General features: G+C 63.4%; 27 protein-coding genes and 2 pseudogenes. 15 read left to right on the top strand and 14 right to left on the bottom strand.

Annotation, left to right across the window (positions count from 1 at the left end):
* Window positions 1–551: 551 nt before the first annotated feature.
* The 3 genes from E5P3_RS33805 to E5P3_RS36380 all read right to left on the bottom strand — a co-directional run bounded on the left by E5P3_RS33805 (window position 552) and on the right by E5P3_RS36380 (window position 2,146).
* Window positions 552–989: a hypothetical protein gene (locus E5P3_RS33805; protein ID WP_162590415.1), complete on the bottom strand. Its 438-nt coding sequence runs from the start codon at window positions 987–989 to the stop codon at window positions 552–554.
* A gap of 192 nt (window positions 990–1,181) precedes the next feature.
* Window positions 1,182–1,499 carry a cell envelope biogenesis protein TolA gene (locus E5P3_RS33810; protein WP_162590416.1) on the bottom strand — a complete coding sequence of 106 codons (318 nt, stop codon included), beginning with the start codon at window positions 1,497–1,499 and terminating at the stop codon, window positions 1,182–1,184.
* A gap of 212 nt (window positions 1,500–1,711) precedes the next feature.
* On the bottom strand, window positions 1,712–2,146 hold the full coding sequence (locus tag E5P3_RS36380; protein ID WP_332107423.1) for a heavy-metal-associated domain-containing protein: 435 nt from the start codon (window positions 2,144–2,146) through the stop codon (window positions 1,712–1,714).
* Between E5P3_RS36380 and E5P3_RS33820 the strand changes: the two genes are divergently transcribed.
* From E5P3_RS33820 to E5P3_RS33850, 7 genes are all read left to right on the top strand, one after another.
* Complete coding sequence (locus tag E5P3_RS33820; RefSeq protein ID WP_162590654.1) at window positions 2,085–4,508, top strand: heavy metal translocating P-type ATPase; 2,424 nt, start codon at window positions 2,085–2,087, stop codon at window positions 4,506–4,508. The two genes, E5P3_RS36380 and E5P3_RS33820, sit on opposite strands and share 62 nt — an antisense overlap.
* Window positions 4,508–4,996, top strand: a complete 489-nt coding sequence (gene cueR / locus E5P3_RS33825) for a Cu(I)-responsive transcriptional regulator (protein ID WP_162590418.1) — start codon at window positions 4,508–4,510, stop codon at window positions 4,994–4,996. Before E5P3_RS33820 ends, cueR begins: the two co-directional genes overlap by 1 nt.
* Window positions 4,997–5,049: 53 nt before the next feature.
* Window positions 5,050–7,017: a DUF4396 domain-containing protein gene (locus tag E5P3_RS33830; RefSeq protein WP_162590419.1), complete on the top strand. Its 1,968-nt coding sequence runs from the start codon at window positions 5,050–5,052 to the stop codon at window positions 7,015–7,017.
* A 58-nt stretch (window positions 7,018–7,075) separates the two neighbouring features.
* On the top strand, window positions 7,076–7,759 hold the full coding sequence (locus E5P3_RS33835; protein ID WP_162590420.1) for a heavy metal response regulator transcription factor: 684 nt from the start codon (window positions 7,076–7,078) through the stop codon (window positions 7,757–7,759).
* A 2-nt stretch (window positions 7,760–7,761) separates the two neighbouring features.
* Entirely contained in the window at window positions 7,762–9,210 is a 1,449-nt protein-coding gene (locus tag E5P3_RS33840; RefSeq protein WP_162590655.1) for a heavy metal sensor histidine kinase, read from the top strand.
* 430 nt (window positions 9,211–9,640) lie between these two features.
* Window positions 9,641–10,015: a copper-binding protein gene (locus E5P3_RS33845; RefSeq protein ID WP_332107424.1), complete on the top strand. Its 375-nt coding sequence runs from the start codon at window positions 9,641–9,643 to the stop codon at window positions 10,013–10,015.
* A gap of 256 nt (window positions 10,016–10,271) precedes the next feature.
* A complete protein-coding gene (locus tag E5P3_RS33850; protein WP_162590421.1) occupies window positions 10,272–10,931 on the top strand; it encodes a c-type cytochrome in 660 nt (219 codons plus the stop codon).
* 156 nt (window positions 10,932–11,087) lie between these two features.
* Here E5P3_RS33850 and E5P3_RS33855 read toward each other — a convergent pair whose 3' ends face one another.
* Window positions 11,088–12,026: a LysR substrate-binding domain-containing protein gene (locus tag E5P3_RS33855; RefSeq protein ID WP_162590657.1), complete on the bottom strand. Its 939-nt coding sequence runs from the start codon at window positions 12,024–12,026 to the stop codon at window positions 11,088–11,090.
* Window positions 12,027–12,122: 96 nt separating this feature from the next.
* On the opposite strand from E5P3_RS33855, the gene E5P3_RS33860 reads away from it, so the two are divergent.
* The 7 genes from E5P3_RS33860 (at window position 12,123) to E5P3_RS33890 (ending at window position 17,526) form a co-directional block, all read left to right on the top strand.
* A complete protein-coding gene (locus tag E5P3_RS33860) occupies window positions 12,123–12,575 on the top strand; it encodes a hypothetical protein (protein ID WP_162590422.1) in 453 nt (150 codons plus the stop codon).
* A 106-nt stretch (window positions 12,576–12,681) separates the two neighbouring features.
* The gene (locus E5P3_RS33865) at window positions 12,682–13,836 is read left to right on the top strand and encodes a trans-sulfuration enzyme family protein (protein ID WP_162590423.1); all 1,155 of its coding nucleotides are present in this window, start codon (window positions 12,682–12,684) and stop codon (window positions 13,834–13,836) included.
* Between the two features lie 22 nt (window positions 13,837–13,858).
* Window positions 13,859–14,761: a transporter substrate-binding domain-containing protein gene (locus E5P3_RS33870; RefSeq protein ID WP_162590424.1), complete on the top strand. Its 903-nt coding sequence runs from the start codon at window positions 13,859–13,861 to the stop codon at window positions 14,759–14,761.
* 37 nt (window positions 14,762–14,798) lie between these two features.
* A complete protein-coding gene (locus tag E5P3_RS33875) occupies window positions 14,799–15,536 on the top strand; it encodes an amino acid ABC transporter permease (RefSeq protein WP_162590425.1) in 738 nt (245 codons plus the stop codon).
* The gene (locus E5P3_RS33880; RefSeq protein WP_162590426.1) at window positions 15,536–16,225 is read left to right on the top strand and encodes an amino acid ABC transporter permease; all 690 of its coding nucleotides are present in this window, start codon (window positions 15,536–15,538) and stop codon (window positions 16,223–16,225) included. Before E5P3_RS33875 ends, E5P3_RS33880 begins: the two co-directional genes overlap by 1 nt.
* A gap of 9 nt (window positions 16,226–16,234) precedes the next feature.
* Window positions 16,235–16,969, top strand: a complete 735-nt coding sequence (locus E5P3_RS33885) for an amino acid ABC transporter ATP-binding protein (RefSeq protein ID WP_162590427.1) — start codon at window positions 16,235–16,237, stop codon at window positions 16,967–16,969.
* A 38-nt stretch (window positions 16,970–17,007) separates the two neighbouring features.
* Entirely contained in the window at window positions 17,008–17,526 is a 519-nt protein-coding gene (locus E5P3_RS33890; RefSeq protein WP_162590428.1) for a cupredoxin domain-containing protein, read from the top strand.
* A 109-nt stretch (window positions 17,527–17,635) separates the two neighbouring features.
* On the opposite strand, the gene E5P3_RS36570 is transcribed toward E5P3_RS33890, so the two are convergent.
* The 4 genes and pseudogenes from E5P3_RS36570 to E5P3_RS33905 all read right to left on the bottom strand — a co-directional run bounded on the left by E5P3_RS36570 (window position 17,636) and on the right by E5P3_RS33905 (window position 18,972).
* Window positions 17,636–17,839 (bottom strand): transketolase-like TK C-terminal-containing protein, encoded by a 204-nt coding sequence (locus E5P3_RS36570; RefSeq protein ID WP_443083306.1) that lies wholly within the window; start codon window positions 17,837–17,839, stop codon window positions 17,636–17,638.
* Entirely contained in the window at window positions 17,836–18,027 is a 192-nt protein-coding gene (locus E5P3_RS36575) for a transketolase-like TK C-terminal-containing protein (protein ID WP_443083307.1), read from the bottom strand. Before E5P3_RS36575 ends, E5P3_RS36570 begins: the two co-directional genes overlap by 4 nt.
* A gap of 140 nt (window positions 18,028–18,167) precedes the next feature.
* Window positions 18,168–18,478: pseudogene (locus E5P3_RS33900) on the bottom strand (transaldolase family protein); the annotation flags it as partial.
* Window positions 18,475–18,972 carry a hypothetical protein gene (locus tag E5P3_RS33905; RefSeq protein ID WP_162590429.1) on the bottom strand — a complete coding sequence of 166 codons (498 nt, stop codon included), beginning with the start codon at window positions 18,970–18,972 and terminating at the stop codon, window positions 18,475–18,477. The pseudogene E5P3_RS33900 and the gene E5P3_RS33905, both read right to left, overlap by 4 nt.
* Window positions 18,973–19,210: 238 nt before the next feature.
* Here E5P3_RS33905 and E5P3_RS33910 point away from each other — a divergent pair.
* Window positions 19,211–19,985: pseudogene (locus tag E5P3_RS33910) on the top strand (IS110 family transposase); the annotation flags it as partial.
* 125 nt (window positions 19,986–20,110) lie between these two features.
* On the opposite strand, the gene E5P3_RS33915 reads toward E5P3_RS33910, so the two are convergent.
* The 6 genes from E5P3_RS33915 to E5P3_RS36385 all read right to left on the bottom strand — a co-directional run bounded on the left by E5P3_RS33915 (window position 20,111) and on the right by E5P3_RS36385 (window position 26,621).
* Complete coding sequence (locus tag E5P3_RS33915; RefSeq protein ID WP_162590430.1) at window positions 20,111–20,302, bottom strand: hypothetical protein; 192 nt, start codon at window positions 20,300–20,302, stop codon at window positions 20,111–20,113.
* A gap of 23 nt (window positions 20,303–20,325) precedes the next feature.
* Window positions 20,326–22,149, bottom strand: a complete 1,824-nt coding sequence (locus E5P3_RS33920) for a glycoside hydrolase family 15 protein (protein ID WP_162590431.1) — start codon at window positions 22,147–22,149, stop codon at window positions 20,326–20,328.
* Between the two features lie 4 nt (window positions 22,150–22,153).
* Complete coding sequence (locus E5P3_RS33925; RefSeq protein WP_443083308.1) at window positions 22,154–22,687, bottom strand: NAD(P)-binding domain-containing protein; 534 nt, start codon at window positions 22,685–22,687, stop codon at window positions 22,154–22,156.
* Between the two features lie 759 nt (window positions 22,688–23,446).
* A complete protein-coding gene (locus tag E5P3_RS33930) occupies window positions 23,447–24,214 on the bottom strand; it encodes a copper resistance protein B (RefSeq protein ID WP_162590432.1) in 768 nt (255 codons plus the stop codon).
* Window positions 24,211–26,190, bottom strand: a complete 1,980-nt coding sequence (locus E5P3_RS33935; protein ID WP_443083309.1) for a copper resistance system multicopper oxidase — start codon at window positions 26,188–26,190, stop codon at window positions 24,211–24,213. Before E5P3_RS33935 ends, E5P3_RS33930 begins: the two co-directional genes overlap by 4 nt.
* Entirely contained in the window at window positions 26,100–26,621 is a 522-nt protein-coding gene (locus E5P3_RS36385; RefSeq protein WP_332107426.1) for a four-helix bundle copper-binding protein, read from the bottom strand. Before E5P3_RS36385 ends, E5P3_RS33935 begins: the two co-directional genes overlap by 91 nt.
* Between the last annotated feature and the right edge of the window lie 70 nt (window positions 26,622–26,691).

The raw sequence follows: 26,691 nt of genomic DNA on the forward strand, positions 1-26,691 counted from the left end.
GTTCTTCCGCATGGCTTCGAGAGTCTCTTGACGAACCTGCTCGCGTGTCTTGCCTGGGCCGGCCTTGGCAACAGGCCACGGAGCGCCGTATCGACTCGCCCAGGTCCAATGACGCTGCTTGCTTGCAGTCTCGAGTTCAGTCACAACTTGGGCCCTGGGCATTTCCTTGCCGGCGTCATGATCGCGGTGGTACACCACCCCGGCTTCATTTGGCGCAAAGTGAGAGGGGGCGTCAGCGGAGGCTGCGAAAGGTACTGCAGCTGAGACACCAAAGACGATTGTGAATGCCAGCGATGGTTTGGTTAGCATGATGTGGCTCCCATAGTGTTTGCCGTGATCACCTTGATCGGGCGATGTCGATCCAGTCGACATGCAACTCACTCTACGGGTCCAAGCTTTGCACCCAGCCGACACGCGCATTACAAATGCGTTATCCCGTTCGATTGCCAACTCCGCAAGCAAAAGAGAAGGCACGCAGCGGGCAGATGCCCGCTGCGTGCATGTGTCGCTTTGCGCGGTGGCGCGCGCTGCATCCGCAGCCTCTCGCGATATCAGCGGCTGGCCGTCCTTGCCGAGGCGCGGTTGCTTTCGATGCTTTGCACCAATGCTGTGTACTCTGGACCAGAACGCAGCCGCGCGTATTCGGCAGCAGCTTGCCTGTAAGCCGGGCGCGACAGGTCGGAGCCAGCTTCGCCGTTCTGCGCCGCCGCCAGACCCGATCGCATCCAGATCAGCGTGTCGGCCATCACGGCGCCCCGGCTGTTTGCTGAGACCATGGCAACAGCGCGCGGATCGCCTTCGGGATAGCCCTGCGTGGGAGCAGCCTGAGCCCAGCGTTGCGCGTCGGCAGAGACTTCCGCGCGGTTCAACGACGAAACGATCGGAGCGGGCCGGGGATCCCCCTCAGCATAGTTTCCGGCAAGCGCGGGGGCGCCGTATGCGGTCAGAAGGGCGGCAAGGGCGAGGGAAGTCTTGAAAGCGTGCTTCATTTGAATCTCCAGAGAAATAGTGCTCAACGCTCGGTGAGTCGACGTCCGCTTGCGCGGCTTGTCGGCTACCGGAAAAAAAAGAATGACCTGTGACGCTCAGCTGCCTGGGCGCGTCTCAATCGGCAGCTCCAAGGGGAGCTGCGGCGCGATGAGACGGCGGTTTGAGCGGCCTCATCACGGCGAGTGGCCTGCTTACTGCGGCGTCCCGCCCGGCACGGGGTGCTGATGAGGACGTGCCTCGCGCGCTTGCTGGCGATCTTGGCCCCTCATTTCGGACTTGGTGGTCTTCTTCACGCCAGAGCCTTCGCCCTCGGCAGTGCTGCCGTCCCGGATCTGCCTGACGCCTGCCGGCTTCGCGCTTTTCTTGGCTTCAGCCGCGGCTTGTGATTTGGTGTTCGTCTGCGGTGCAGCTTCCTGCGTGTGGCTCTGCGCGTAAGCGCCGCCGAAGAACATGGTGGCCGCAATGGCAAGGAGAGTCTTTTTCATTTCAGTTCCTTCTAAGTTGGGCATGACGCAGACGCACCGTCTGTGGTGCCGGTTTCGCTGCATCATGGCCAAACTGTAGAAAGTAGGGCGCGACGAGAGGCTTACCCGTACATGACAACTTTGTTATCTAATGCCGTCACGAAGCACGATCGCAGGACATGGACGCGCCGCAACGATGGAGCAAGCCCAGCGCCTCGTATCATTCGTTCCTAGCGGGGTACCCAGCGCGGTACCCTTTAGGCTGCCGGGTAGCCTGCCTCGGCCAGCGCGGTGGCAACGCTGGCGCGGTCCTCGGCGCTCTCGACGCGCACTTTCTTGGTGGGCAGATTCACTTCGATCTTGGCTTGCGGGTCCAAGCCTTTGACCGCTTGGGTGACGCGGCTCGCGCAATGGCCGCAGGTCATTGATTGGATTTCGAACTCATGCATCAGTAGCTCCTTCGGTGGATGGGAAGATGGCAAGTCTCTGGTTTCCCACCATGGGAAGGTCAACCCGCGATGCGAGATTAACCTTGAGAAACTCGGGATTTGCCGAGGGCGGCTTGACCTTCCCATGATGGGAAAGATGACATTCCTGAACTTCGGATACTTGGATACACAGGAGATGTCGATGAATAGCAGTTTCACAATGCCGTTACCCGCCCACGGCTTGCAGGAGTGGTCCCTGCCCATTGAGGGGATGACGTGTGCCTCCTGCGTTGCACGGGTAGAGAAGTCCCTTGCCGGCGTGCCGGGTGTCATCGACGCCACCGTTAACTTGGCGACAGAGGCGGCCAAAATTCGCGCCGACAGCTCTGTCGACCTGGGCGCGCTGAGAGGCGCGGTCGAGAAGGCGGGCTACGGCGTCGGTGAGCAGACGCTCGGCTTGCAGATCGAAGGCATGACCTGCGCGTCATGTGTCGCGCGCGTCGAGAAGGCGCTGGCCAAGGTTCCCGGCGTGGCTTCCGCCACGGTGAACCTCGCCACGGAAAAGGCCGAGGTCAAACTCGCAAGCCGAGATGTTGACGTGTCGGCATTGATCGCGGCGGTTCATGAGGCCGGCTATGGCGCGCGCCAAGCAGACGATGCCGGCGCTGTGTCCGACAAGCCAGCACGCCGTTTGCCCGATTGGTGGCCCGTCGCCGTGGCTGCGCTGTTGTCGGCACCGCTGCTGCTTCCGATGTTCGGATTGCTCTTTGATAGGGAATGGATGCTCGATGGGTGGCTGCAGCTCGCGTTGGCAACCCCGGTTCAGTTTTGGCTAGGCGCACGCTTCTACCGCGCCGGGTGGAAGGCGTTGAAGGCCGGCGCTGGCAACATGGATTTGCTGGTGGCCCTGGGCACCAGCGCCGGCTACGGACTGAGCGTCTACCTGCTCTACGCGCATGCGGGCCATGGCATGCCGCCGCACCTGTACTTCGAAGCGTCGGCGGTGGTGATCACGCTGGTGCTGCTGGGCAAGTGGCTGGAGGTTCGGGCCAAGCGTCAGACCACCGAGGCCATTCGATCCTTGAATGCGCTGCGCCCCGAGCGGGCGCGCATACGCCGCGACGACATGGAGCAGGACGTGCCCGTGGAGCAGGTCCGAGTCGGTGATCTGGTGGTCGTTCGTCCCGGCGAACGTGTACCGGTGGATGGCGTCATCGTCGAAGGCTCCAGCGACATCGACGAATCGCTGATCACCGGCGAGAGCCTGCCTGTTGCCAAGCATGTGGAGGATGCCGTGACAGGCGGCTCGGTCAATGGTCAGGGGCTACTCATCGCGAGCACTACCGCCGTGGGTGCCGAATCGACGCTCGCGCGTATCGTGCGGCTGGTGGAATCGGCTCAGGCCAAGAAGGCGCCGATCCAGCGCCTGGTCGACCGGGTCAGCAGCGTCTTCGTGCCGGTCGTCATCGGCATCGCGCTCGTGACCGTGCTCGGCTGGGGCCTCGGCACAGGAGACTGGGAGGCCGCGATCCTCAACGCGGTGGCCGTGCTGGTGATCGCCTGCCCCTGCGCGCTCGGCCTCGCAACGCCGACCGCAATCATGGCCGGCACCGGCGTGGCCGCGCGGCACGGGGTGCTGATCAAGGACGCCGAGGCACTCGAAGTGGCGCACGGCGTGAAGATCGTTGCCTTCGACAAGACGGGCACGTTGACCGAAGGCCGGCCCGAGCTGGTGGCCTCCGAGGCAACCGACGGCGATGCGGCCGCCTTGCTGCGGGCGAGTGCGGCCATCCAGGCGGGCAGTGAGCATCCGCTCGCCCGGGCCGTTCTCGCAGCAGCTGCAAACGCAGGTCTGGCCCCCGTGCCACGCGCAAGCGAGGTACGTGCAGTGGCCGGGCGCGGCATGGCCGCCACCGTCGAGGGCCGGGCGCTGCGCCTCGGCAGCACGCGTTTCATGCGCGAGCTCTCGGTGCCGCTGGGCAAGCTCGACGCACGAGCATCGCAGCTGCAGGCCGAGGGCCGCACGGTGTCCTGGCTGGCCGACATCGGTGATGGTCCGAAGCTGATCGGTCTCCTCGCCTTCGGTGATGCACCTAAGCAAAGCGCCGCAGCGGCCATCGCGCAACTGCACGCGCAAGGCATCCGAACGGCGCTCGTCACCGGCGACAACCGCGGCAGCGCCGAGGCGGTGGCGAAGCTGCTGAAGATCGACACCGTGCGCGCCGAGGTGCTGCCCGAAGACAAGGCCTCCATCGTCGCGCAGCTGAAGGCAAGCGGTGAACGCGTCGCCATGGTGGGCGACGGCATCAACGATGCGCCGGCGCTGGCCGCGGCGGATGTCGGCATCGCGATGTCCACCGGCACCGACGTCGCGATGCATGCGGCCGGCATTACGCTGATGCGCGGCGACCCGGCCCTGGTGAGCGACGCGATCGACATCTCGCGCCGCACCTACGCCAAGATCCGGCAGAACCTGTTCTGGGCCTTCGTCTACAACGTGGTCGGCATTCCGCTCGCGGCCTTCGGCCTCTTGAGCCCGGTGGTTGCCGGCGCCGCCATGGCGTTCAGCAGCGTGAGTGTGGTAGGCAATGCCCTGCTCCTGCGGCGCTGGAAAGGAGTTGCGTGATGTGCGCTGGTTTTAAGGGACCGTTCAACATCGGTGAGGCCGCGGCGCGCTCCGGCGTCAACGCCAAGATGATCCGCCACTACGAGTCGCTCGGCCTGCTGCCGAAGGTAGCGAGGTCCGACTCGGGCTATCGGCAATACGTCGAGAGCGACGTGCACACGTTGCGTTTCATACGACGGGGGCGCGCCCTGGGTTTCAGCATGGCCGAGATCGCCGAGCTGCTCAAGCTGTGGCAGAACAAGCGTCGGGCAAGCTCGTCCGTCAAGCGCATTGCGCTCGCGCATGCCGAGGACCTCAGCCGTCGCATCGAGGAGATGGAAGCCATGAAGCGCACGCTGGAGCGCTTGGCGGATTGCTGCCAGGGCGACCATCGGCCGGACTGCCCCATCATCGACGAACTCGCCGAGCTCACCGGGCTCGCAGGCTGCCATCCAGGCTCTAAAGGCCAGCGCCTACAGACAGCGAGGGCTCTCCCGATGTCGAATTGACGTTCTCGCCCGAGGCCAGTTCCGGCCTCGGATCTCACCCTGCGGAGACCCGCATGTTTGCTCAGCCTGTGGACTATTTCCTGGCCGTCTGGTTCGTGCTCGCCGCACTGTCGACGGCTTACGTCGCGTGGGACCAGTTCCGCAACAATCCCGAACCGGTCGTGATGAAGTGGGGCTTCATCCTGGTGACCTTGTACATGGGACCTTTGGGCCTGTTGCTGTACGTGATGGCAGACAAGGAACCGGCGCCCGGCGAGCACGAGGAGTTCGTCAAGCCGCTGTGGAAGCAGGGCGTAGGTTCAACGATCCACTGCGTGGCTGGGGACGCGACCGGGATCATCCTGGCGGCGGTCATTACCGCTGTCCTTGGCCTGCCGATGTGGATCGACCTCATCGTCGAGTACGCGGCAGGTTTCGCCTTTGGCCTGTTCATCTTCCAGTCGCTCTTCATGAAAAGCATGATGGGCGGCACTTACTGGGAGAACGTCAGGAAGTCGTTCATGCCGGAGTTCATCAGCATGAACGCCATGATGGCCGGGATGGCGCCGGTCATGGCGCTTCTGATGATGGGCCGCGACATGCGCGCCATGGATCCGACCGAACTGCTGTTCTGGGGGGTGATGTCTCTGGGCGTGATCGCGGGCTTCGCGGTCGCGTATCCGGTAAACGTCTGGATGGTCGCTCGCCAGATGAAGCACGGGCTTATGACAGAGCGTAAGCCGAAGGAACGCTCCGATTCGGCGACCGCTTTGTCCTCCCACGGTCAGCCACATGATGCCGAGCAGATACCAGCCCACGCGGGCCAGCTGGTTCACGCGAGCCACAGCGGCCTTCAGCACGCAACCAGCGAGAGCAAGTCGCCGGACCGTCGGGCGCACGACAAGCATCAAGCTCATGGCGGCCACAGCATGCGTCCGAACGTCACCCGCCCCCAACTTGCGGCCGTGACCATGACAACCACGCTCATGCTGCTGGGCGGCATGACGATACCTGCCCTGTTCGTGAACATGCGGTTGTCGGCGAGGGACGTGGGCGGCGCCATCATGCCGCCGTCGATGATCATGGGATGGGACACGCCGGGACAAGCGATGCGAGACATGGCCGCGATTCATCCGCGCGAAGTCACGAGAAAGGCGAAGGCGGACGCGCGCGGCGACGCGGAGCTTGTGCCCGAGCTCGTCGACGGTGTGAAGGTGTTCAACCTGGAGACCCGCGTCATCCGATGGAACATCCTGCCGGACGAGACGGTGGAGGGCTATGCCTTCAATGACACGATCCCGGGCCCGCGCATCCGCCTCACCGAAGGCGACCGGGTGCGCATCAAGGTCACAAACCGGCTGCCGGAAAGCACGACTGTTCACTGGCACGGGCTGATTCTTCCCAACGAAATGGACGGGCCCGCCAAGATCACGCAGAAGCCGATCCCGCCCGGCGGCAGCTACACTTACGAGTTCACGACCGAGCAGGCGGGCACTTTTTTCTATCACACGCACGATCATGTGGACCGCCAGCAGGCCTTTGGCCTCTACGGCGCATTGATCATCGATCCAAAGAACACACAGGAAGCGCCGAAGGCCGACCACGAGTACGTTCTCCAACTGCAGGAGTGGCTCAAGCGCGAAGGCCTGACCTACCCGGCGATGCTGATGGAGGGCGCGCTGCCGAACTTCTTCACGATCAACGGCAAGGCCTATCCTGCGACCGACACGGTGAAGATGAAGGTGGGTGAAACCATCAAGCTGCGCTTCATCGGCAGCAACAACAACTTCGTGCATCCGATGCACGTGCACGGCGGTCCGTTCACCGTGGTCGCGAGGGATGGCTATGTCCTGTCCGAGGCTGCGCGCTTCGATGCCGACACGGTCAACGTGGGCCCGGGGCAGCGCTATGACGTGATCTGGAAGGCGCGCCGGCCGGGAAAGTGGCTGGTGCACTGCCACATACCGCACCACACGACGAACAATAATGTCGAACATCAGGGCGGCGGCGGCCTGACGATGATCTTGGAGGTGGAAGCTTGAGCGAGCTCGGCCTCGCGGCACCCTCCGTTGGGCCCCACCGCGGCTTCAAACTGGCACGATGAAAATTCTTCTAGTCGAGGACGAGACACGGGCGGCGGACTACCTGCGCCAGGGCTTGGTCGAAAGCGGCTACACCGTGGAACTGGCGTTTAACGGCACAGACGGCCTGCATGCGGCGCTCACTGGGGATCACGACCTGGTCGTGCTGGACATCATGCTGCCGGGCATCGACGGCTACGCCGTTCTCTCGGCGCTTCGTACTGCCAAGCAGACGCCGGTCCTCATGCTCACGGCACGCGGACAGACTGGCGACAAGGTGCGTGGATTCGATCTCGGAGCTGACGACTATCTGGTCAAGCCGTTCGAATTCCCGGAACTGCTGGCGCGCGTACGCGTGCTCCTGCGGCGCGGCCAGCCCGCCCCCCAGGAAACCATGCTTCGCCTGGGCGACCTGGAAGTCGACCCGGTGCGGCATCGCGCCACCCGCCATGGTCAGCGCATCGACCTGTCAGCCAAGGAGTTCGCGCTGCTCACGTTGCTCGTCCAGCGCACGGGCGAGGTGCTGTCGCGAACCCAGATCTCATCATTGGTGTGGGACATTCATTTCGACTCGGACACGAACGTGGTCGAAGTGGCGATACGACGTCTGCGCGCCAAGATCGACGATCCATTCGATGTCAAGTTGATCCACACTGTTCGCGGCGTGGGTTACGTGCTCGAGCGGCGGGACGCGCCGTCGTGAGGATGACCTTCCGTAGATGGCTGGTGGGCGCATCCCTGGCGGCGCGGCTGGCGGTGGCGAGTTCCCTGTTCGGACTGATCATTGCGGGCGGCGCCATTTTTTTGGGCTATTGGACGCTGTCCGACCAGCTTGACAAGCGCACGGCCGCGGAGCTCGACGGCAAGGTGCTCCTGCTTGCGCACCTGCTTTCGGAGATGCCAGCACCCCCTGCGATCTCCGAGCAGCTGCATCGTTTCAACGACCTGCTGGTGGGCCACGAAGACCTTCATCTCGCCATCGTGGACATGGGCACGAATCGGGTCATCTGGTCGTCCTCCGCCGTCGCACAAAGGGCCGTTGAGCACCTCAGAATTCAAGGAACGGAGGACGCTTCGACGGAATGGAGTGCGACCCCGGCGCAGCGCTACAGCACCGCTGTGGGTGTTCGGCCCGTCGCCTCTGGACAGCCGGTTCGCTTCTATCTCTCGATCGATCGACGAGCGGATTCGGCCTTGCTTCGGGCGTTTGTCGGGGCGACCTTGCTCGGTGTGCCCTTCCTGCTTGTGCTGGTGTCGGCCGGTGTGTGGTTGATCGTGCGCACCGGGCTGCTGCCAATGACACGTTTCGGCCGCCTGGCCGCGTCCGTCAACACGTCGTCCCTTGCGCAGCGTCTGTCATTGGACGGGCTGCCGGCGGAACTCAGCGCGCTCGCGCGTGAGTTCAACGCCATGCTGGAGCGAATGGACGAGGGCGTGCGCCGGCTCAAGGAGTTTTCGGGTGACCTGGCCCATGAGATGCGCACGCCGGTCGCCACGCTGATGGGACGCTCGCAGGTCGCGTTGTCGCATCAGCGAACGAATGAGGAACTGCGCGAAGTACTGGCGGGCAATATTGACGAGCTTCAGCGGCTTAGTCGGCTCATCTCGGACATGCTGTTCATTGCCCGCGCTGACCAGGCTGATATTGCCATGGAGAGGGAGCCCGTATCGCTGCATGAGGCCGCGCTGCACGTTGTCGACTATCTGAGCCTATTGGCGGAGGAGCGAAACGTCACGGTAGGCGTCTACGGCCAAGCGGAGGTTAGGGGCGACCGCATGCTCTTGCAGCGTGCTGTGACCAACCTTCTTTCCAACGCCATTCGACATGCATCGCCCGCCAGCGAAGTGCGCGTCGAGATTTCTCGGCGCGACGACTTCGCACTGCTCGCGGTGGTCAACCAAGGCAGCGGGATTGCGCCAGAACATCTTGAGCGAATCTTTGAACGGTTCTATCGAATCGACTCGGCGCGCGCACGTCACGATGGCGGCACCGGCCTCGGGCTGGCGATCGTACGCACGATCATGTCGGCCCACCACGGACGTGTGGACGCCCGAAGCACTTGTGGCGAGACAACCGTGACGCTTCACATTCCGGTCGATTTGCATGGGGCAGCTTGCGTCGTACAGCCGACGCCAAAGCGTCCGCTAGCGTAGCTGCGCCCGCGATCATCGAAGCCATCCAAGCACCGAAGCCCAGCCGCTTTCCCAAACCGCGCAACCATCGTGAACTTCGGGGGGGGGTAGCATCGATCTCTCCTTCGGCAGACACATCGTTTGTGTGCAGCGGCCGACTCTGCCCAAACCTTCTCGACGCCGCTTGCGGCCGTTGGACGACGGCCACATCGTCGCTTCGCGGCGGCTCCGCGTACCGGCGCGGTCGCGCGCGAAGATTACCCTTTTGTAATCCAAGCGTCGGGCAATTGTCGGACGGGGTTCCTTAGAGTGCCCATGCATGCTGACCGACAGATTGGCATCGCCGGTTCGGTTGTTGTGATGTGACCAAGGCCGCCGGTAGTAAGCGCGACGGTCCCGTTCCGCCAGAACGTCGGTTGTGGATCGGTCCACGAGTCCAAACTTAGAGGAAATGAAGATGTTGAACATTCGTATTGCACTTACCGCCTTTGCTGCTGTCTTGGCTCTCGCAGGTGCGGCCAGTGCCCAGACTTCTCAGACCAACATGTCCGGCATGTCGGGGATGGCATCGGCCGCAAGCGGCACGGATTCGGCTAACAATGCTGAGTTCACCGAGGGTGAGATCCGCAAGGTGGACAAGGACATGAAGAAGCTCACGATCAAGCACGGTCCGCTCAAGAACCTGGACATGCCCGGCATGACAATGGTGTTTGCGGTCCAGGACGAGGCTGTACTCGACAAGCTGCAAACTGGCGAAAAGGTCCGCTTCCAGGCGGAAAAGATCGACGGGAAGATCGCGGTGACCAAGATCGAAGCTGCGCACTAGGCCAACCTGATAGCCTATTGGCACCCGCGCCATTCGCTCCCATCGTTCCCTGGTCAGACGGCACGCCCGTCCTGAAGCTTGACGACGAAACGTCTGTCACGCCAGGCGAGATTGGCTTTCCCAGTCAATTGCAGTGTGGGACGCCCACGCGCGTCCTGACGCAGGAATCGGCTCCACAAACGATCACGTGCGTTCGCCTCGACGTTGCGTGCAGCCGCCATCGCAACCACGCTTTTGGTCCTACCCGGAACACTCTATGAAACTGTTTGCGTCCACTCTGCTTGTCATCCTCGGTGGACTCGCTCCCGGCCTCTCGATCGCGGACGACTCCCCTGCGCCGGCTGTCATCGAGCCGGCATCATCCAAGCCTTCGAAGCCCGACATAGTGAAAGGCGAGATCGTTTTCAATGGCAAAGCGTGCGCCGCGTGCCACAACGCTGACGGCAACTCGGCCATACCTGCCAACCCCAAGCTGGCCCAGCAGCATCCCGAGTACTTGTTCAAGCAGCTTCAAGAGTTCAGATCCGGCAAACGAGGAAACGCGATCATGAGCGGCATGGCGGCGAACCTCTCTGAACAAGAGATGCGCGACGTTGCCTGGTTCTTGGCATCCCAGCGTGTCAAACCCGGCTTCTCGAAGGAGAGAGATCTGGTTGCCCTTGGCGAGAAGATCTATCGGGGCGGCATCGGCGAGCGCAGCGTGCCAGCCTGTGCGGGTTGCCACAGTCCCAATGGCGCGGGCATACCCATTCAGTACCCGCGTTTGGGCGGGCAGCACGCCGAGTATGTCGCTTCGCAGCTGACAGCGTTTCGCGATGGCGCGCGACTCAACAGCGCACCGATGACCGGCATTGCCACTCGGCTCACCGACCGTGAGATCCGGGCGGTGTCTGACTATATCGAGGGCCTGCATTAGACACTGTGGGTCGTTCGATAGGCGAAGGAAGGATCGTCTCCGATGTCTTGACTGTGCGCAATCACTGAGGATGCTGGCGACAACCGTGACGCTGCACATTCCGGTCCACTGGCGGTCCTTAGCGCCATGGCTGGCTGCTGGACGACAACCAGGCGATCAGGACTTTGAACCGGGTTTCAGGAATGTTGCGAGGGCCTTCTGATCTCCTGCCAGCTGGATGCGCATGAGCTGGAGCACACGCTGCGCAACACTGGACAATGGCTGACCTGGGGGAAGCACCAGCAGCCCGGCAAAGGAGATGTCCAACGACAGCGCTCGGATGACCAGACCGCGCTGCGCATACTCGAGTGCGGTGATCGGGTTGACGACCCCAATTCCCAGCCCGTGCATGGCCATCTCGCAAACGCTCGCGGCGTACGGGGTTTCGACAGCCACTCTCAGGCTCACGCCACAGTCCTCCAGCGCGCGCTCCAGGCGTCGTCGGGAAGCATCCTCGGGATTGAGCGCAAGGAACGGCTCTTCCGCGAGCTGGTGCGGCTGAACAGTTCTGGTACTGGCCAATCGGTGCTTCGCATGCATCACGACAACGCCGGGAAAGCGTGCGAATTCGGAGTGCTCCAAGCCAGTCGTGGGCATCTCGTCGGCCATGAGCCCGAAGTCCGCTTGCCCCGCCAACACGGCATCGTGCACTTCGCGCGAGCTGAGCACCTGCAACGAAATCTGAGGTCTTCCCTCGGTGTCCGGCCGCTCGGCCACAAGCCGCGACAAGGCCCGTGGAACGAAGGACAGGCCGAAGGCCGGGTAGACGGCCACACGCAGCGTGTTGACACCATAGCGCTTCAAGCTGCGCATGCGGTGCTCGATGCTGCTCAGGCCCACGTAAGCGCGCTCGACCTCGATCAGCAGCGCCCGTGCTTCGGCCGTTGGCTGCAAACGGCCGCGCAGGCGCCGAAATAATGCAAAACCTGCCGCCTCCTCGAGCCTGCGCAGCGATTGGCTGATCGCAGGCTGCGTGACGCCCATGAGCACCGCCGCCTTGCTGGCGGAGCCGACCGACATCACGGAACGGAACACCTCGATTTCTCGGAGCAACATATAAGCACAACTTATGAAGTAAGAAGTTAGCGGGTGATTCAGATTATCGTCGTAGACGTAGAGTTCGGTAACCCCAGCCACTCCAGGAGAAGCGACGTGAAATTTCGAATCGTCTTAGCAATGACCGCTCTGGCTCTCTACGTGCCCTGCTGGGCGCACGATCTTTCGGCCGACATCGCCAAGTTCAACAGCATCGCAGCGACCAAAAAGCTCGATAGCGAGCCGGCTATTGCTGCGAAGCTGGCCCTGGAGCGCGCTCAGGGTGAGATAGAGCAGTCGGACGTGAAGATGGTGTTGCGTATCCGCTCGATGACCAACACGGGCCTTCGCACGCTCGGCGAGCAACCGGCGTTCCTGACCAGCGAGTTCAAGCGCCTGGAAGCTGCACTGGCCAATCCGAAGACGAATGACGCTTCCAAGATTGCCGCAGCGAAGGAGATACTCGCACGGCTCTCCGTCGAAATGCGCGTGTACACCGACCTGGAGAACATGGCCGTCGAGCAGATGAAGCAGGCCTTGCAGCTCATCGAATCCGCGCCTGGCAAGTAAGTGCAGCAGCACTGTCGGCCGTGGCAAGAACCATGTCCTTGCCTGCAAGACAACCTTCTGAGCAGGGTGCAATCCTTGCATCTGTTGAACTGACCAACCTTCCATTGTGAACTCCCAAACTTCAACCAACGACGCATTTGCCAGTCTGGTCCCGCCGGTGTGGCGAGCCTCGACTGTTGTCTTCGATTCGCTCGACGATTTCGTGCATCGGCGCAGCCGCATGCCCGACGGCTTCAGCTATGGGACGACCGGTACACCCACGCAGCGCGCACTCGAGGTGCGCATCGCCGAGTTGGACGGCGCCGCACATTGCGTCGTTTTCCCTTCGGGGCAGGCGGCCATCTGCAGCACGCTGCTGGCGCTGCTCAAGAAGGGCGATCACCTTCTGATGACCGACGCCGCCTACGGCCTCGCCAAATCGTTCGCTCTCGAACGGCTGGAGGCGCTAGGCGTAGAGGTCGAGTTCTACGGCCCGCGCATCGGCGCGGACATCAAACGGCTGATCCGGCCCACAACGCGGCTCATCTGGCTGGAGTCACCGGGGACAGTGACCATGGAGCTGGAAGACGTGCCGGCCATCGCCGCTGTCGCACGTGCCCACGGCGTGGTGACGGCGATCGACAACACCTGGGCAAGCCCGCTCGGCTTTTCTGCGCTGGCGCACGGCGTGGACCTGTGCATCCACGCTTGCACCAAATACATGGGCGGCCATTCGGATGTGCTGATGGGCAGCATCGCCACCAACGACGAGCGCCTGTATCGATCGCTGCGGGGTCTCCAATCGCTGATGGGACTGGCCGTCAGCGCAGAGGACTGCTTCCTCGTGTCGCGCGGACTGGACACGATGCAGGTTCGGATGGAGCGCCAGGCAGCGAGCGCGCAAGTGATCGCCGACCGGCTCTCAAAGCATCCGTTGGTCCGCCAGATGCTCTTTCCTGCGCTGCCCGACGCACCGGATCATGCCCTGTGGTCCCGTGATTTCAAGCTGTCGGGATGCCTGATGTCGCTGCAGCTGGTGGACTCGCCTTATGAGGCCTACCGCGCGATGTTTCGAGAGCTGAAGCTGTTCTCGATCGGCGCGAGCTGGGGCGGCGTGCGCAGCATCGCCGCGTTCTACCCCGCGGAAGAGCTGGCCAAGCGCCGGTTCTGCGATGTGCGTGGCCCGGTCATCCGCCTGTCGGTCGGCCTGCAGGATCCGCAAGAGCTGCTCGACGAGCTGCTGGGCGCCCTGAACGCCTTCGAAGCCAGTTGCAATCTTTAGTCCAGAATACTTGGAGCCCGCGATGACTTTCAAACCGATGATCAAGCCCCTTATTGCCGCGGTCGGCTTCGCGCTGTGCGCCGGAGTGGCCGCGGAGCCGCTGGAGGGCACGCTCAAAAAAATCAAGGACACTGGAACCATCACCGTGGCGACTCGCGGTGCGTCCATTCCGTTCAACTACCTGGACGACAACAACAAGCAGACGGGCTTCGCCTGGGACATTTCGCAGCGCGTGGTCGAGCAGGTAAAGAAGGACTTGAAGCTCGCGAAGTTGGAGGTCAAGACCCTGGAGGTCACGCCGCAGACGCGCATTCCACTGGTGGCCAACCAGACCGTCGACCTGGAGTGCAGTTCCACCACCAACAACGCCGAGCGGCAGAACCAGGTTTCCTTCTCGACCACCTTTTTCGTGGTCGGAGCGCGCCTGCTCGTGCGCAAGAATTCGGGGATCAAGCACTGGTCCGACCTGGTCGGCAAGAACGTCGTCGTCAGCGCAGGAACGACCGCCGAGCGCATGCTGCGGCGCCTCAACGAGCAGAACAAGTGGGGCATCAACATCATCCTGGCGAAGGACATCAACGAGAACTTCCTGACGGTCGAAACCGGACGGGCGGTTGCGGCCACCCAGGACGACATCATTCTCTTCAGCAACATCGCTCGCGCCCGGAATCCGGCCGACTGGGAGGTGGTGGGTGTGCCCCAACAGAAAGAGGCCTACGGCTGCATGCTGCGAAAGGGCGACGTCGCCTTCAAAAAGCTGGTCGACAACGTGATCGTGGGGATGATGCGTTCCGGAGAGTTTGCGTCGCTGTACGAGAAATACTTCCTCAAGCCGATCGCCGTGAAGGGGAGCGTCACCGTCAACTTCCCGATGTCGACCGACATGCAGGAGCTCATCCGCAACCCGAACGACCAGCCGCTGTGATCGCCGGCCGTTGCGATCTCATGAACCGTCTCACACGATGCACTACGCCTGGGATTGGCTGATCTTCTTCAAACCCTCGGTCACCGGGGAGGGCTTCTACGGCCTGATGCTGCTACGTGGACTGTTGTGGACAGTGCTCCTGTCTTTGATGGCTTGGACGCTGGCGCTGGGCATAGGCCTGGTCGCCGGCGTGGCGAGGACGCTTCCCAACCGTGCAGCGCGCTACCTCTCCACGGTGTACATCCACTGTTTCCGCAACACCCCGCTGCTGGTCCAGCTGTTCCTCTGGTATTTCGTCGTGCCGGAACTGTTGCCCATCGAATGGGGCAATGCGGTCAAGCAGATGAATCCGACGACCAACCAGTTCCTCACGGTGTTGGTCGGACTGACGCTCTACACGGCCGCGAAGGCGGCCGAGCAGGTGCGTGCAGGCATCGAATCGGTGCCACACAGCCAGAAACAGGCGGCCATGGCGCTCGGGCTGGGGACCGCGGCGGCCTACCGGCATGTGATCCTGCCGCAGGCACTGCGCATCGTCATTCCGCCGCTGACCTCGGACTTTCTGAACGTGTTCAAGAACTCGGCCGTGGCGCTCACCATCGGGCTCATGGAGCTGACCGGGCAGACGCGCCAGCTTAGTGAGTTCAGCGCCCATCCGTTCGAGGCGTTCATCGCCGCGACGGTCATCTACATGGCGATTACCTACGGCGTGATCGTGCTGATGCGCCGTATCGAGATCCGGGTGCGCGTGCCGGGCCTATTGGGAGGCACCTGATGGGTTACGACTTCGACTGGGCGTCTTTGCAGCGCGCCTGGCCATACCTGATGCAGGGCCTGCAGATGACCGCCTTCCTGGTGGTGGTCGCCATGGCTGCGGGCATCGCTCTTGGAACCCTGCTGGCGATCACCCGCATCTTCGGGCCGCGTCCGATCGCGACCGCCGTTGCCGGCTATGTGAACCTGTTCCGCTCGATTCCGCTGATTCTCACGATCCTGTGGATCTACTTCCTGATGCCCGTGGTGCTCAGAACCGCCACCGGCGATCCAAACCTCACCGTTGGACCGATCTATGCGGCACTGGTGGCCTTCGTGCTCGCGGAGTCCGCCTACTACTGCGAGATCATCCGCGCCGGCATCGGCAGCGTTCGCGCGGGGCAGATGCAGGCGGCTCAGTCGCTTGGAATGACGCCCTGGCAGGCCATGCGCCACGTCATCCTGCCGCAGGCGTTTCGCAACATGACACCGTCGCTGATCAACCAGACCATCGCCCTGCTCAAGGACACATCGCTCGTCTACGTGATCAGTCTGAACGACTTTCTCGGGGCCGCGAGCAAAGTGGGGCAACGCGACGGGCGAGTGGTCGAGGTCTACATCCTCGTGGCCGTCGTCTACTTGGCGCTGTGCACGGCCGGTGCCTGGTGGGTCACGCGGCTGCAACGGCGCAAGACCGCGGCAGCGCTTTGAATGAATTCCATGATTGAAATCAAAGGTGTCTCGAAGTGGTACGGCAAATTTCCGGTGCTGACCGAATGCAGCACGAGCATCCGTGAGGGCGAGGTGGTCGTGGTTTGCGGCCCGTCCGGCTCCGGCAAATCGACGCTCATCAAGACTGTCAATGCGCTCGAGCCCATCCAGCGAGGCAGCATCACGGTCAACGGCATCCAGGTCGCCGATCCCGGCACCGACTTGCCGAGGCTGCGCGCCCGGGTCGGCATGGTGTTCCAGCACTTCGAGTTGTTTCCCCACTTGAATGTGACAGACAATCTCACGCTGGCGCAGGTTCAGGTACTTAAGCGATCGCGCTCCGAAGCGGTCGAGCGAGGGTTGCGGATGCTCGATCGGGTCGGACTTTCGGCCCACAAGGACAAGTTTCCGGGTCAGCTTTCGGGCGGACAGCAGCAGCGCGTCGCCATCGCACGGGCGCTGTCGATGGATCCGATCGTCATGCTGTTCGACGAGCCGACCTCGGCGCTCGACCCGGAGATGGTCGGCGAGGTACTCGAGGTCATGGTGCAGCTCGCCGGCGAAGGAATGACAATGATGGTCGTCACGCACGAGATGGGCTTTGCCAGGCAGGTGAGTGACCGGGTGATCTTCATGGACCAGGGAAGAATTGTCGAAGACTGCGCGCGCGACGAGTTCTTTGGTCGGCCGGAGGGCCGGACACCGCGCGCCCAGGACTTCCTCTCCAAAATCCTGCAGCATTGACAACCAAGTTCTGCGCAGCCTCAACCGAAGGAACCACAATGAAATTGATCAAGATATTGGTGCTGGCCAGCTCGCTGGCGCTTTCCGGCGTAGTACTCGCGCATGGCGACGAGGATCACAGCACACCAACCGGTCCGGTCAAGAAAGAGCAGAAAGACTGGGGAATAGCGGGAGATGCGAAGGCGGCCAAGCGGACCGTCGCCGTCAGGATGACGGACAACATGCGCTTCACGCCCGATCGTATCCAGGTGAAGCAGGGCGAAACCGTCAGGTTTTCCTTCAAGAACGACGGGAAGTTGATGCACGAATTCGTCCTGGGCACGAAAAAAGAACTCGACGAGCACGCAGCGCTCATGAAGAAGTTTCCCAACATGGAGCACGACGAGCCTTACATGGCGCACGTTGCGCCTGGAAAGACGGGCGAGATCGTCTGGACTTTCAACCGGCCCGGTGATTTCGACTTCGCCTGCCTTATTGCGGGCCACTACGAAGCTGGCATGGTCGGCAAGGTCAAGGTTGTGGCGGCCTCAGGTGCACGGCAAGGTGCCGCGCGCTAGTGCCGCTTGGGCAGGCATTTCTCGGCTCGTCGAGTTGGACACGTCGATGAGTGACGACAGCGGTGCCGGCTTGCCGGCGAGGGGGCTGATTTGCGTTGGCATGGTGCTGCTACGCCGCCGGCGCCGGTTGTGCCAACTGTTGTCGGGCGGCGGCGGCGGCGACGTGCGCGGCATCGAAACCGACGTGCATTTCGGCGACCTTGCCCGGCGCCGACAACCCGAGCGAACGCATGCCGATGATCGTTGCGCCGCGGCCGACATAGCGCTCCCAACCGAACGGCGACGCCGCTTCGACCGAGACTCGCGCCGTCACAGTGCGGCAGGACGCTGTCGCGATATTCGGGGCGCTGCCCTCGACAAATCCCAGGACGGCATGCTGACGACGCGGGCCGCGATCCCTTCGCTCTTGAGTTGCTCGTAGGCGGCGATGCGTTGCGCAACTTCACTGCACGTCGCCAGCAGCAGCACATCGGGCTTGCCGTCGGTCGCGTCGGCGAGCACCTCTAAGCGCCCGGCGCTCGCATACCGGCCCCGGTCGAGCGTCCGCAAGACGCAACAGCACCATGCCCGGCATCGCACGGAACGAGGCGAGTCGCTCGATCGGCTGGTGCATCGGCCCGTTCTCGATAGCTCGAGCGACAGCCGTCAACGCCGCCGGTCGTGTCGTGCACCGGTCGGAACAGGTTGTCCGTGCGCTTCAGGTCTTCGAGGGCGAGTTCGAAGAACAAGCCCTTACCCGACTCACCTTCGCCCGCCTTGCGGCGGATCGCCTCATCGTAGAAGTCGGACTTGCCGATCGCCTGCTCGAAGACCGTCGGGTTCGAGGTGAGCCCGGTCACCGCGAAGTCGTCGATGTAACGTCCCAGCGTGCCGCCGGGCAGCAGCCCGAGCGTGATGTTGTCAAGCCAGAGGCTTTGGCCCCAAGGTCGTGCAGCTGTTGTGTCGCGTTCATGAGTTCTCCTGCAGTTCGTCGCCGGCCGGGCGCTGCCTCGGCAAGGCCGGCAGATCGACGTCCGCCAGATTGCCGATGCGCTCCAGCGGGATGTCGCCTGGGGGATAGCTTGCGAGTTTGTGCCGGTCGAAGGCGTAGTGTCCCTGGCGCAGAACTACCGTCGTCAGTCGTTGGCCCAGGGACTGTTTCATCGCGGGGAGGACGCGCAGCTTGTCGTCCACCATCACGTAGTGGCGCGCGGGATAGTGCCACTGCACCGTGTCGAGCATCAGATCCTTAATGTAGATCAGCACGCGGCCATCGACGGCTTGCCAGAGCCCCAGCGCTGAACCTTGCGCGACCGGAGCACCACATCGCCGTCCGACCGGATCACCGTCGGGCTGAATGTGCTCGATGGCGCGAAGCGCGCCAGTAAACAGCCGGTCGGCGAATGGGTAGTCGATGAGAAACGTCGACATCTGCAGCAGCCGCGGGTCGTTCATCGCAGCGCTCATATCAGTTGCTCCACCGCGCGTTGCGCGACCCACGACGCATGAAACCTTGTTGTAATTGAGGGGTGGCGTCCGGCACAGAGGTCGGTTTGTACTTGGTGCCTCGAACCCGTATATCAGTTGGACCCGCGGCTCCACGAGCACCCCGCACTGTCGCCCGGGGCGTTGCGCCCCTGAGCACGCATCTCAGACTTCGATGACGTGGGCCGCACGCCGATGTCGCCGCACATTGGAGGCGATCATGGAAGTCATCTATCCTCGCTGCGCGGGATTGGACGTGCACAAGCAGACGGTGGTGGCGTGCGTGCGCATCGCCGGCGACGGCCCCCCGTTGCAGGAAGTGCGCACCTTTACCACCACCACCTCGGGCCTGTTGGCCCTGGCCGATTGGCTCGACTCGTTCGGCGTCGAGCATGTGGGTATGGAGGCCACGGGCGTGTACTGGAAGCCGGTGTGGCATGTGCTCGAAGGCCACTTCGAACTGGTGCTGGCCAACGCCGCGCGCGTGAAGAACGTGCCTGGGCGCAAGACCGATGTCAACGACTCGATGTGGCTGGCCGATCTGCTGGCCCATGGCCTGATCCGCGCCAGCTTCGTGCCGCCGGTGGCCGTGCAGGAACTGCGCACCCTAACGCGCACGCGCAAGCAGTTCGTGCGCGAGAGGAGCGCCCATGCCCAGCGCATCGAGAAGGTGCTCGAAGACGCCAACCTCAAGCTCAGCGTCGTGCTCAGCGACATCCTGGGCAAGAGCGCGCGCGGTGCTGCAGGCCATCATCGATGGCCACGACGACCCCGAGCGCCTGATCTGCTGCATTGGCCGCGTCAAGGCCAGCCGCGCCGAGTTGCTGGAGGCGCTGCGCGGGCGCGTCAGTGCGCACCACCGCTTCATGCTCAAGCTGCACCTGGGGCACATCGACGCGCTGGACAAGGCCATCGCCCGGCACGCGATTGCGCTGCAATGCACCCAAGTAATCGGCGTAGCCAAACTCGCTGCGCAACTGCTCGAATATCGACCAACAGCGATCCGCACTCGCGCTGCCGAACGCTTGTTCAAAGTGGTCCCCGAGGGCGCTGACCACGCGGTCGTTGTCGAGTAGGGTGTTGTCGACGTCGAACAGAAACACCAGGTCGTAGGGCGCGCTCATGGCTTCATCGCTTTCGGCGCGCGGCGCTGGCGGAGGGCGAAGTTCCGATCCTCGGGCAGCTGCAGAACCGTCTCGACCATCAGGTCGGGCGTGAGCAACGGCGGCGACGCGAACTCGAGCGGGCTCCGCTCGCCGCTCGCAAGGCACTTCACATGGGGGTCGCCGATACAGACCACCAGGACTTTCATAGGGGCTCGCCGCGCTGCCGGCGTCATGACGTCTGCGCGACCGCCGCAGGGCGCTCGCCTCGCGTGCACGAGTGCTTGATCCTGTGCTGCGGCAGCGACAGCAGCCGGGCGGTGTTGACCAGCGCCATGTGGGTCAGTGCCTGCGGAAAGTTGCCCAGCATCCGGCCGGTGTGCGGGTCCAGTTCTTCAGACAGCAGGCCGACGTCGTTGCGCAACGCGAGCAGCCGTTCGAACAGCGCCTCTGCTTCGTCGCGCCGCCCGGTCAGCGCCAAGCTGTCGGCGAGCCAGAACGTACATGGCAGGAAGGCGCCTTCGCCGGGCGGCAGGTTGTCGACACCGGTGGCAGTCGCGTAGCGCAGCACCAGGCCGCCGGCCATCAGTTCGCGCTGGATCGCGTCGACCGTCGCACGTACCCGCGCATCGTCGGGCGGTAGGAAACCGACCAGTGGGATCAGCAGCAGGCTGGCGTCGAGGTCGGATGCGCCGTAGTACTGAACGAAGCTGTTGCGCCGAGCATCGAAGCCGGCGTCGCAGACCTGCGCGTGGATCGCGTCGCGCGTGCGTCGCCACGCATCGATCGGCCCGTCCAGCCCGAAATGTTCGACCGCCTTGACGGCGCGGTCGAAGGCGACCCAGGCCATCACCTTCGAATGCGTGAAGTGCCGCCGTGGCCCGCGAATTTCCCAGATGCCCTCGTCGGGCTCGCGCCAGTGCGTGTCGAGAAAGTTGAGCAGCGCCCGCTGGATCCGCCAGACATGCGGCTCGGTGGCGAGGCCGGCGGCACGCGCCAGGTGCAGCGTGTCCATCACTTCGCCGTAGATGTCGAGCTGGAACTGCCTGGCCGCTGCGTTGCCGACGCGCACCGGCGCGGCGCCACGATAGCCGGGCAGCCAGCCGAGTTCGACTTCGTCGAGACGGCGCTCACCGGTCACGCTGTAGAGGTTCTGCAGGTCCGCCGGGCTGCCGGCAACGGCGCGCAGCAGCCACTCGCGCCAGGCGACCGCCTCGCCGGTGTAGCCGGCGAGCAGTAGCGCGTTGAGCGTGAAGGTCGCGTCGCGCAGCCAGCAGTAGCGGTAGTCCCAATTGCGCACGCCGCCGCCCTGTTCGGGCAGCGAGGTAGTGGGCGCCGCGACGATGCCGCCGCTGGGCGCGTAGGTCAGCGCTTTCAGCGTGATCAGCGAGCGCAGCACCTCGGAGCGCCAGCGACCCTGATAGCTGCCGCGCTGCGACCATTCGAGCCATTCGCGCTGCGTCTCCAGCAAGGTTTGCTCGGGATCGATCGCTGGCTGCATCGGTACGTGCGAAGGGCGATAGTTGAGCACGAACGGGACGCGTTCGCCGGCGCCGACTTCGAACCGGGCCACAGTCTTCATCTGCTCGCCATGCGTGCATACCGCGGTGTGCAGTTCCAGCGTGTCCGGCCCGGCGGTCGCGAGCAGCGTGCCGTGCGCCTTGTGCACCCACGGCACGATCGAACCATAGTCGAAGCGAATTACCAGTTCGGTGCGCATCCGTACGCGCCCGCTCAGGCCCTCGACAATGCGCACGATGTCCCAGCGCTCGTTCGACAGTGGCATGCTGTCGATGACGCGCACCGCGCCCTCATCATTCTCGAACTCGGTTTCCAGGATCAGCGTGCCGTCGCGGTAGCGGCGCCGCACCGTGCTCACCCCCTGACACGGCGCGATCAGCCAGCGCCCATGGTCCGGGCCGCCCAGCAAGGCCGCGAAGCAGGCTCCCGAATCGAAACGCGGTATGCACAGCCAGTCGATCGAGCCGTCGCGGCCGACCAGCGCGGCGGTATGGCAGTCGCCGATCAGCGCGTAGTCTTCGATGGGCAGCGGCATCGCGTCACCTCGCCGGTTCGGGGTTGCGCCAGCCCCCATCGGCCGCGATCCGGCGGTCCGCCTCGGGCGGACCCCAACTGCCGGGCGGGTAGGAGGTGGCGCGGGGATGCTCGGCGAGCACCAGCTCGACAACAGTCCAGGCCGCCTCCGTAGCCGCGATCGAGGCCGGCGACGCCGCCCGGGTGCCCACGTCAACGCAGTGAATGCCCGACGCGCGCAAATCGGCCGCACGGCGGAGGTCGTCAGGGCAGTAGGAATTGCCGCCGTCGCCGGCGATGTCGCCGGCGTCGAGAAGCGGCAAGAGATCGCCGATGGTCTGGTCGACAACCGCCGCCGAGACCATCAACCAGATCGCGCGCGACCGCGACGGCATTGTCACCAGCTGCTGCAGCGACGCCGAGCCGGTGGCGCCCTGCGCGGTGAGCCGCTCGACGCTGGCGGGGTGCGCGGCGTAGACGACGCAGTCGTGGCCGCCGCGCATCAGCCGGCGTGTCATATTGGCGCCCATTTGTCCGAGTCCGATCATGCGGATCTGCATTGCGATGCTCCCGTCTTAGGTCCGTGGGTATTCCAGCTGCTTCAAATTTGCGCAGGTGGTATCCGCGCCTCGCCCCAGTGTTCCCGGCGGTCGTCGGCCAAAAGGATGGCCTGCCAGGGCAGCAGGGCAGCAGGGCGCCGTCGACCGTCAGTCCCGGTGCGCCACCCGCCGCGGACGTTTGCAGCACGGTGATGTGGTAGACGGTCTGCCGAGGTGCACCTGGAGTGTTCCATTCGGCGCGCAGGCATGTGGAAACATGCAGTTTGTCGGCGTCGAGCCTCAGGCCCAACAGGGACTCCAGGATGCACATCCATCCGGCCGAGCCCGCGTACCAGGTCCAGCCGCCGCGGCCGGTGTGCGGCGCGAGCGGATAGACGTCGCCTGCGATCACGTATGGCTCCGTCTTGTAGACTGCCATCGAATTGGACGAATATTTGCGTGATTGACCGGCTCGAGCGGGCTGAACAGTTCCCACGCCCTCTCGGCATCGCCGAGTGCCGTTCGGCGTGTCCGGGCCGCCTAGAATGCGTAACGGCGCTTTCCGATTCCCGCTATTCATGAATGAGCCAGCTAGACGAACTGAAGCTTCGGCGGGATACGCAGCGCGCTACTCTGTCCTTTTCTACGTCGCGCCTCATGCTCACCTCATCCGATCGCAATCAACCAATCGGTGCGGGCTGCATCCAAGACTGACAGCGGATTCGAGCCCATCTTTTCCTCTATCAACTTTCCTTGCTTACCGTCAAGTCCGACGGTCGTCTAGAACCATACCCGAACACCCGCGACCACGCGCCATTCGCGCACATCTTCGCCCCGTTCCCGCGCAAACTTCGAAGCGCCGCCGAAGCGCTTCTGCCAGGACACCCCAATGTAAGGGGCAAACTCGCGCTTGATCTCATAGCGCAGGCGAAGCCCGAACTCAACGTCGTTCACGCCGCGCCCGATGCCCAGTTCCCGCACTTCTTGAACTGCGACATTGGTTGCGAAGCGAGGCTGCAAGATCCAGCGCTGGGTCAGCAGGAGTTCATACTCGACTTCAGCCCGACCAGATACCTCGCCGCGTTCGCTGATGAAGGCCGCCGCCTGAACCCCGAACCGATAAGGTGCGAGCCCCTGCACTCCGAAGACTGCGTAGGTTCTCGATGGGCCATCCGACCTTGGCTTGAAGTAGCGCACGCCCGATTGCAGATCCCAGAAGGGGGCAACCAGGCGACCGTAGAGCACCTGTACATCCAAATCCTCCATCTTGCCGTTGTAGGGCTTCGTGCCTTCGGTGTAGATCCAAAGCCGGTTGTAGTCTCCGCCGATCCACCCCAGCGTATTGAAGCGCAGCGCATCGCTGCCTTTGCTGCCGCCGGCGAAACGCGCCGTAGTGTGCTCGAATTGGTCGAACAAGAAGTAACTGCGGATCGGGCTGTCCTCAATGGGCGGGGGAAGTGTCTGGGCCTCGGCGAGCGGCAACATCGTGCACGACAGCAAGACGCCCGCACGGCGTAGCGCCCGTTTGGTGTTCGACGAGCGCATCATGTTCGCCCCTTCGCTTTCGGATCGACGACTGAGACCACACGCAGCATGCCGAGTTCCATATGAAAGAGCAGATGGCAATGGAAGGCCCATTTGCCGATCTCGTCGGGCTCTACATCGAACGAGAGACGTTCACCGGCTTTCACATTGATGGTGTGCTTCAACGGCCGCTTCGCGCCCGCGCCGTTCTCCAGCACCATCCACATTCCATGCAGGTGCATCGGGTGATCCATCATCGTATCGTTCACCAAGGTGACGCGAAGCCGCTCGCCGTAGTCGAACGGCATCGGCTCTTCGGCCTCGGAGTATTTTTTTCCATCGAATCCCCATATCTGCCGCTCCATATTGCCGGTGAGGTGCAACTCGATCTCGCGCTCGGGCACACCTTCCCGTCCTCCGGTCGACAACCGCCGCAAATCGCTGTAGACGAGCACTCGCCGACCAGCATCACCGAGTCCGGTGCCTGGATCGTTCACCCGGCTGGTGGGCATTTCGGCGATCGTGGAATTGCCCGGTCCGTGTCGGTCTGGCCCGTGGGGCTCGGCTTGCTTTGACGTGGCATTTGCCGGCGCGGCGTTCGCCGGCATCGTCATGCCGGGCATTGCATCCATCTTGGGCTTCGCAGTCGCGGTACTCGCTGGCATGGCCATGTCGGGCATCGCATCCATTTTCGGCTGCATAGGCGCGGAGTCCGACGGCGTCGCCATGCCGGGCATCGCGTCCATCGTGGGCTTGCCGACGCTGGCGGGCATGGACATAGCCCCCATCGCATCGCCGGACATGCCCATGTCGGCCATAGTCCGAAGGGGACGCACGCGGCGCTCGGGCATCGGTGCGCGCAGCCCGGAGCGCAGCGCAAGCGTGCCGGCTGCATAACCGCTGCGATCCATCGCCTCGGCGAAAATGGTGTACGCCTCTGCGGCACGCGGCTGCACGATCACGTCGTAACTTTCGGCCGGAGCGATCCTGAACTCCTCAACCGCGACCGGTTCGACGTTCTGACCATCCGCCTGCACGAGCGTCATCTCCAAGCCCGGAATACGAACATCGAAATGCGTCATCGCACCCGCGTTGATGAAGCGCATGCGGATGCGCTCGCCCGGCTTGAAGAGCGCGGTCCAGTTTCGATTTGCAGTCTGCCCGTTAAGCAAATACGTGTAGGTGGAACCGGTCACATCCGCGATGTCGGTCGGGTCCATTCGCATCTTTGCCCATTCCATGCGGTCCGAGATCGTGGCGCGCCAGCCATTGCGGGACGCATCGCGAAAAATATCGGCAATCGTGCGGCGGTTGAAGTTGTAGTACGAAGCGAACTTTTTCATCTTCGCCAGCACGCGCGCTGGATCCTCGAAGGTCCAGTCGGACAGCATTACGACGCATTCGCTGTCGTATGCGAACGGGTCGGGTGTGTTGGGGTCGATGATGATCGGGCCGTACAGGCCCGCCTGCTCCTGGTTTCCCGAATGGCTGTGATACCAGTACGTTCCGCTTTGGCGCAACTTGTATTGATAAGTGAAGGTTTCGCCGGGTCGAATGCCGGCGAAGCTCACCCCCGGGACGCCGTCCATATCCGGCGGGACGAGAAGCCCATGCCAGTGGATCGAACTCGTCTCCTCTAGCTGGTTGGTCACCCGGATCGTCGCGGTCTCACCCTCGCGAAACCGCAACACGGGACCGGGCAGCAAGCCGTTGACGACGGTTGGCGTGGCGCTCTGTCCATCGATATCGAGCCTGCCTTTAGCGATCACGAGGTTGGACACCGGGCCGGAGCTTTCCTGCAGAGGCAATGCGCGATCCGAAGCGGCCCACGTGTAACTTGGGGACAACGCGTGAAGCGCCGTCCCAGCTCCCGCGGCCGCACTGGCTCTAAGGAAGCGTCGGCGCGGATTCATGTCATCGTCCTGCAGCTCTTCGCGCAGTTCTGGCATTCTTCGACACACTCTCGCATATCCCCCACCTGCTCGCAGCTCTTGGCGCATGCCTCGCACGCTTCGGCGCAGATCAGGCAGACCCGGCCGTGCAGTGGCGAATCGCTCAGCATGAAGTTGGCCGACGTCTGACAGAGCTCGGCGCAGTTGAGCATGAGGCGAAGGTGTTTCTGCTCGGCGTGACGCCCGCCCTGCTCGAGGCAGTAGCCCATCGCCATTCGAAGGCACATGCTGTGACAGTCGAGACACGCCTTGATGGCGTCTTGCATCGGTGACTCCTTGCTGCTCTGCAGCGAAACGGATGGTTTTCCCGCCGCTGTCTGCGGTCCTGGCTTCGGCTCTGCAGCGAAGGCGTCAACGGAAGCTAGCAGCTGGAGACCTCCACCCGCAGTGCCCGCGAGCACCGTCTCGATGAGGCGGCGGCGCGGCACCCGCGGCTCCCGGTTCATGTCTAATAATTCAATTGGAGAGCTGAGATTCATTTTTCATTCCGTTTCCTGTGAGCCTGAAACCTACACTGCGGGATCGCATCTCCCTCACGACGCAAGCGAT

The sequence above is a fragment of the Variovorax sp. RA8 genome (assembly GCF_901827175.1).
Lineage (GTDB): Bacteria > Pseudomonadota > Gammaproteobacteria > Burkholderiales > Burkholderiaceae_C > Variovorax.

Bases quoted from the DNA above. Each gene is read 5' to 3' on its own strand.
- E5P3_RS33805 (WP_162590415.1), bottom strand. From the start codon at position 989: ATGAAGCACGCTTTCAAGACTTCCCTCGCCCTTGCCGCCCTTCTGACC.
- E5P3_RS33810 (WP_162590416.1), bottom strand. From the start codon at position 1,499: ATGCCCAACTTAGAAGGAACTGAAATGAAAAAGACTCTCCTTGCCATT.
- E5P3_RS33820 (WP_162590654.1), top strand. From the start codon at position 2,085: ATGAATAGCAGTTTCACAATGCCGTTACCCGCCCACGGCTTGCAGGAG.
- E5P3_RS36380 (WP_332107423.1), bottom strand. From the start codon at position 2,146: ATGGGCAGGGACCACTCCTGCAAGCCGTGGGCGGGTAACGGCATTGTG.
- cueR (WP_162590418.1), top strand. From the start codon at position 4,508: ATGTGCGCTGGTTTTAAGGGACCGTTCAACATCGGTGAGGCCGCGGCG.
- E5P3_RS33830 (WP_162590419.1), top strand. From the start codon at position 5,050: ATGTTTGCTCAGCCTGTGGACTATTTCCTGGCCGTCTGGTTCGTGCTC.
- E5P3_RS33835 (WP_162590420.1), top strand. From the start codon at position 7,076: ATGAAAATTCTTCTAGTCGAGGACGAGACACGGGCGGCGGACTACCTG.
- E5P3_RS33840 (WP_162590655.1), top strand. From the start codon at position 7,762: ATGACCTTCCGTAGATGGCTGGTGGGCGCATCCCTGGCGGCGCGGCTG.
- E5P3_RS33845 (WP_332107424.1), top strand. From the start codon at position 9,641: ATGAAGATGTTGAACATTCGTATTGCACTTACCGCCTTTGCTGCTGTC.
- E5P3_RS33850 (WP_162590421.1), top strand. From the start codon at position 10,272: ATGAAACTGTTTGCGTCCACTCTGCTTGTCATCCTCGGTGGACTCGCT.
- E5P3_RS33855 (WP_162590657.1), bottom strand. From the start codon at position 12,026: ATGTTGCTCCGAGAAATCGAGGTGTTCCGTTCCGTGATGTCGGTCGGC.
- E5P3_RS33870 (WP_162590424.1), top strand. From the start codon at position 13,859: ATGACTTTCAAACCGATGATCAAGCCCCTTATTGCCGCGGTCGGCTTC.
- E5P3_RS33875 (WP_162590425.1), top strand. From the start codon at position 14,799: ATGCACTACGCCTGGGATTGGCTGATCTTCTTCAAACCCTCGGTCACC.
- E5P3_RS33880 (WP_162590426.1), top strand. From the start codon at position 15,536: ATGGGTTACGACTTCGACTGGGCGTCTTTGCAGCGCGCCTGGCCATAC.
- E5P3_RS33885 (WP_162590427.1), top strand. From the start codon at position 16,235: ATGATTGAAATCAAAGGTGTCTCGAAGTGGTACGGCAAATTTCCGGTG.
- E5P3_RS33890 (WP_162590428.1), top strand. From the start codon at position 17,008: ATGAAATTGATCAAGATATTGGTGCTGGCCAGCTCGCTGGCGCTTTCC.
- E5P3_RS33905 (WP_162590429.1), bottom strand. From the start codon at position 18,972: ATGAGCGCTGCGATGAACGACCCGCGGCTGCTGCAGATGTCGACGTTT.
- E5P3_RS33915 (WP_162590430.1), bottom strand. From the start codon at position 20,302: ATGAAAGTCCTGGTGGTCTGTATCGGCGACCCCCATGTGAAGTGCCTT.
- E5P3_RS33920 (WP_162590431.1), bottom strand. From the start codon at position 22,149: ATGCCGCTGCCCATCGAAGACTACGCGCTGATCGGCGACTGCCATACC.
- E5P3_RS33925 (WP_443083308.1), bottom strand. From the start codon at position 22,687: ATGCAGATCCGCATGATCGGACTCGGACAAATGGGCGCCAATATGACA.
- E5P3_RS33930 (WP_162590432.1), bottom strand. From the start codon at position 24,214: ATGATGCGCTCGTCGAACACCAAACGGGCGCTACGCCGTGCGGGCGTC.
- E5P3_RS33935 (WP_443083309.1), bottom strand. From the start codon at position 26,190: ATGCGCCAAGAGCTGCGAGCAGGTGGGGGATATGCGAGAGTGTGTCGA.
- E5P3_RS36385 (WP_332107426.1), bottom strand. From the start codon at position 26,621: ATGAATCTCAGCTCTCCAATTGAATTATTAGACATGAACCGGGAGCCG.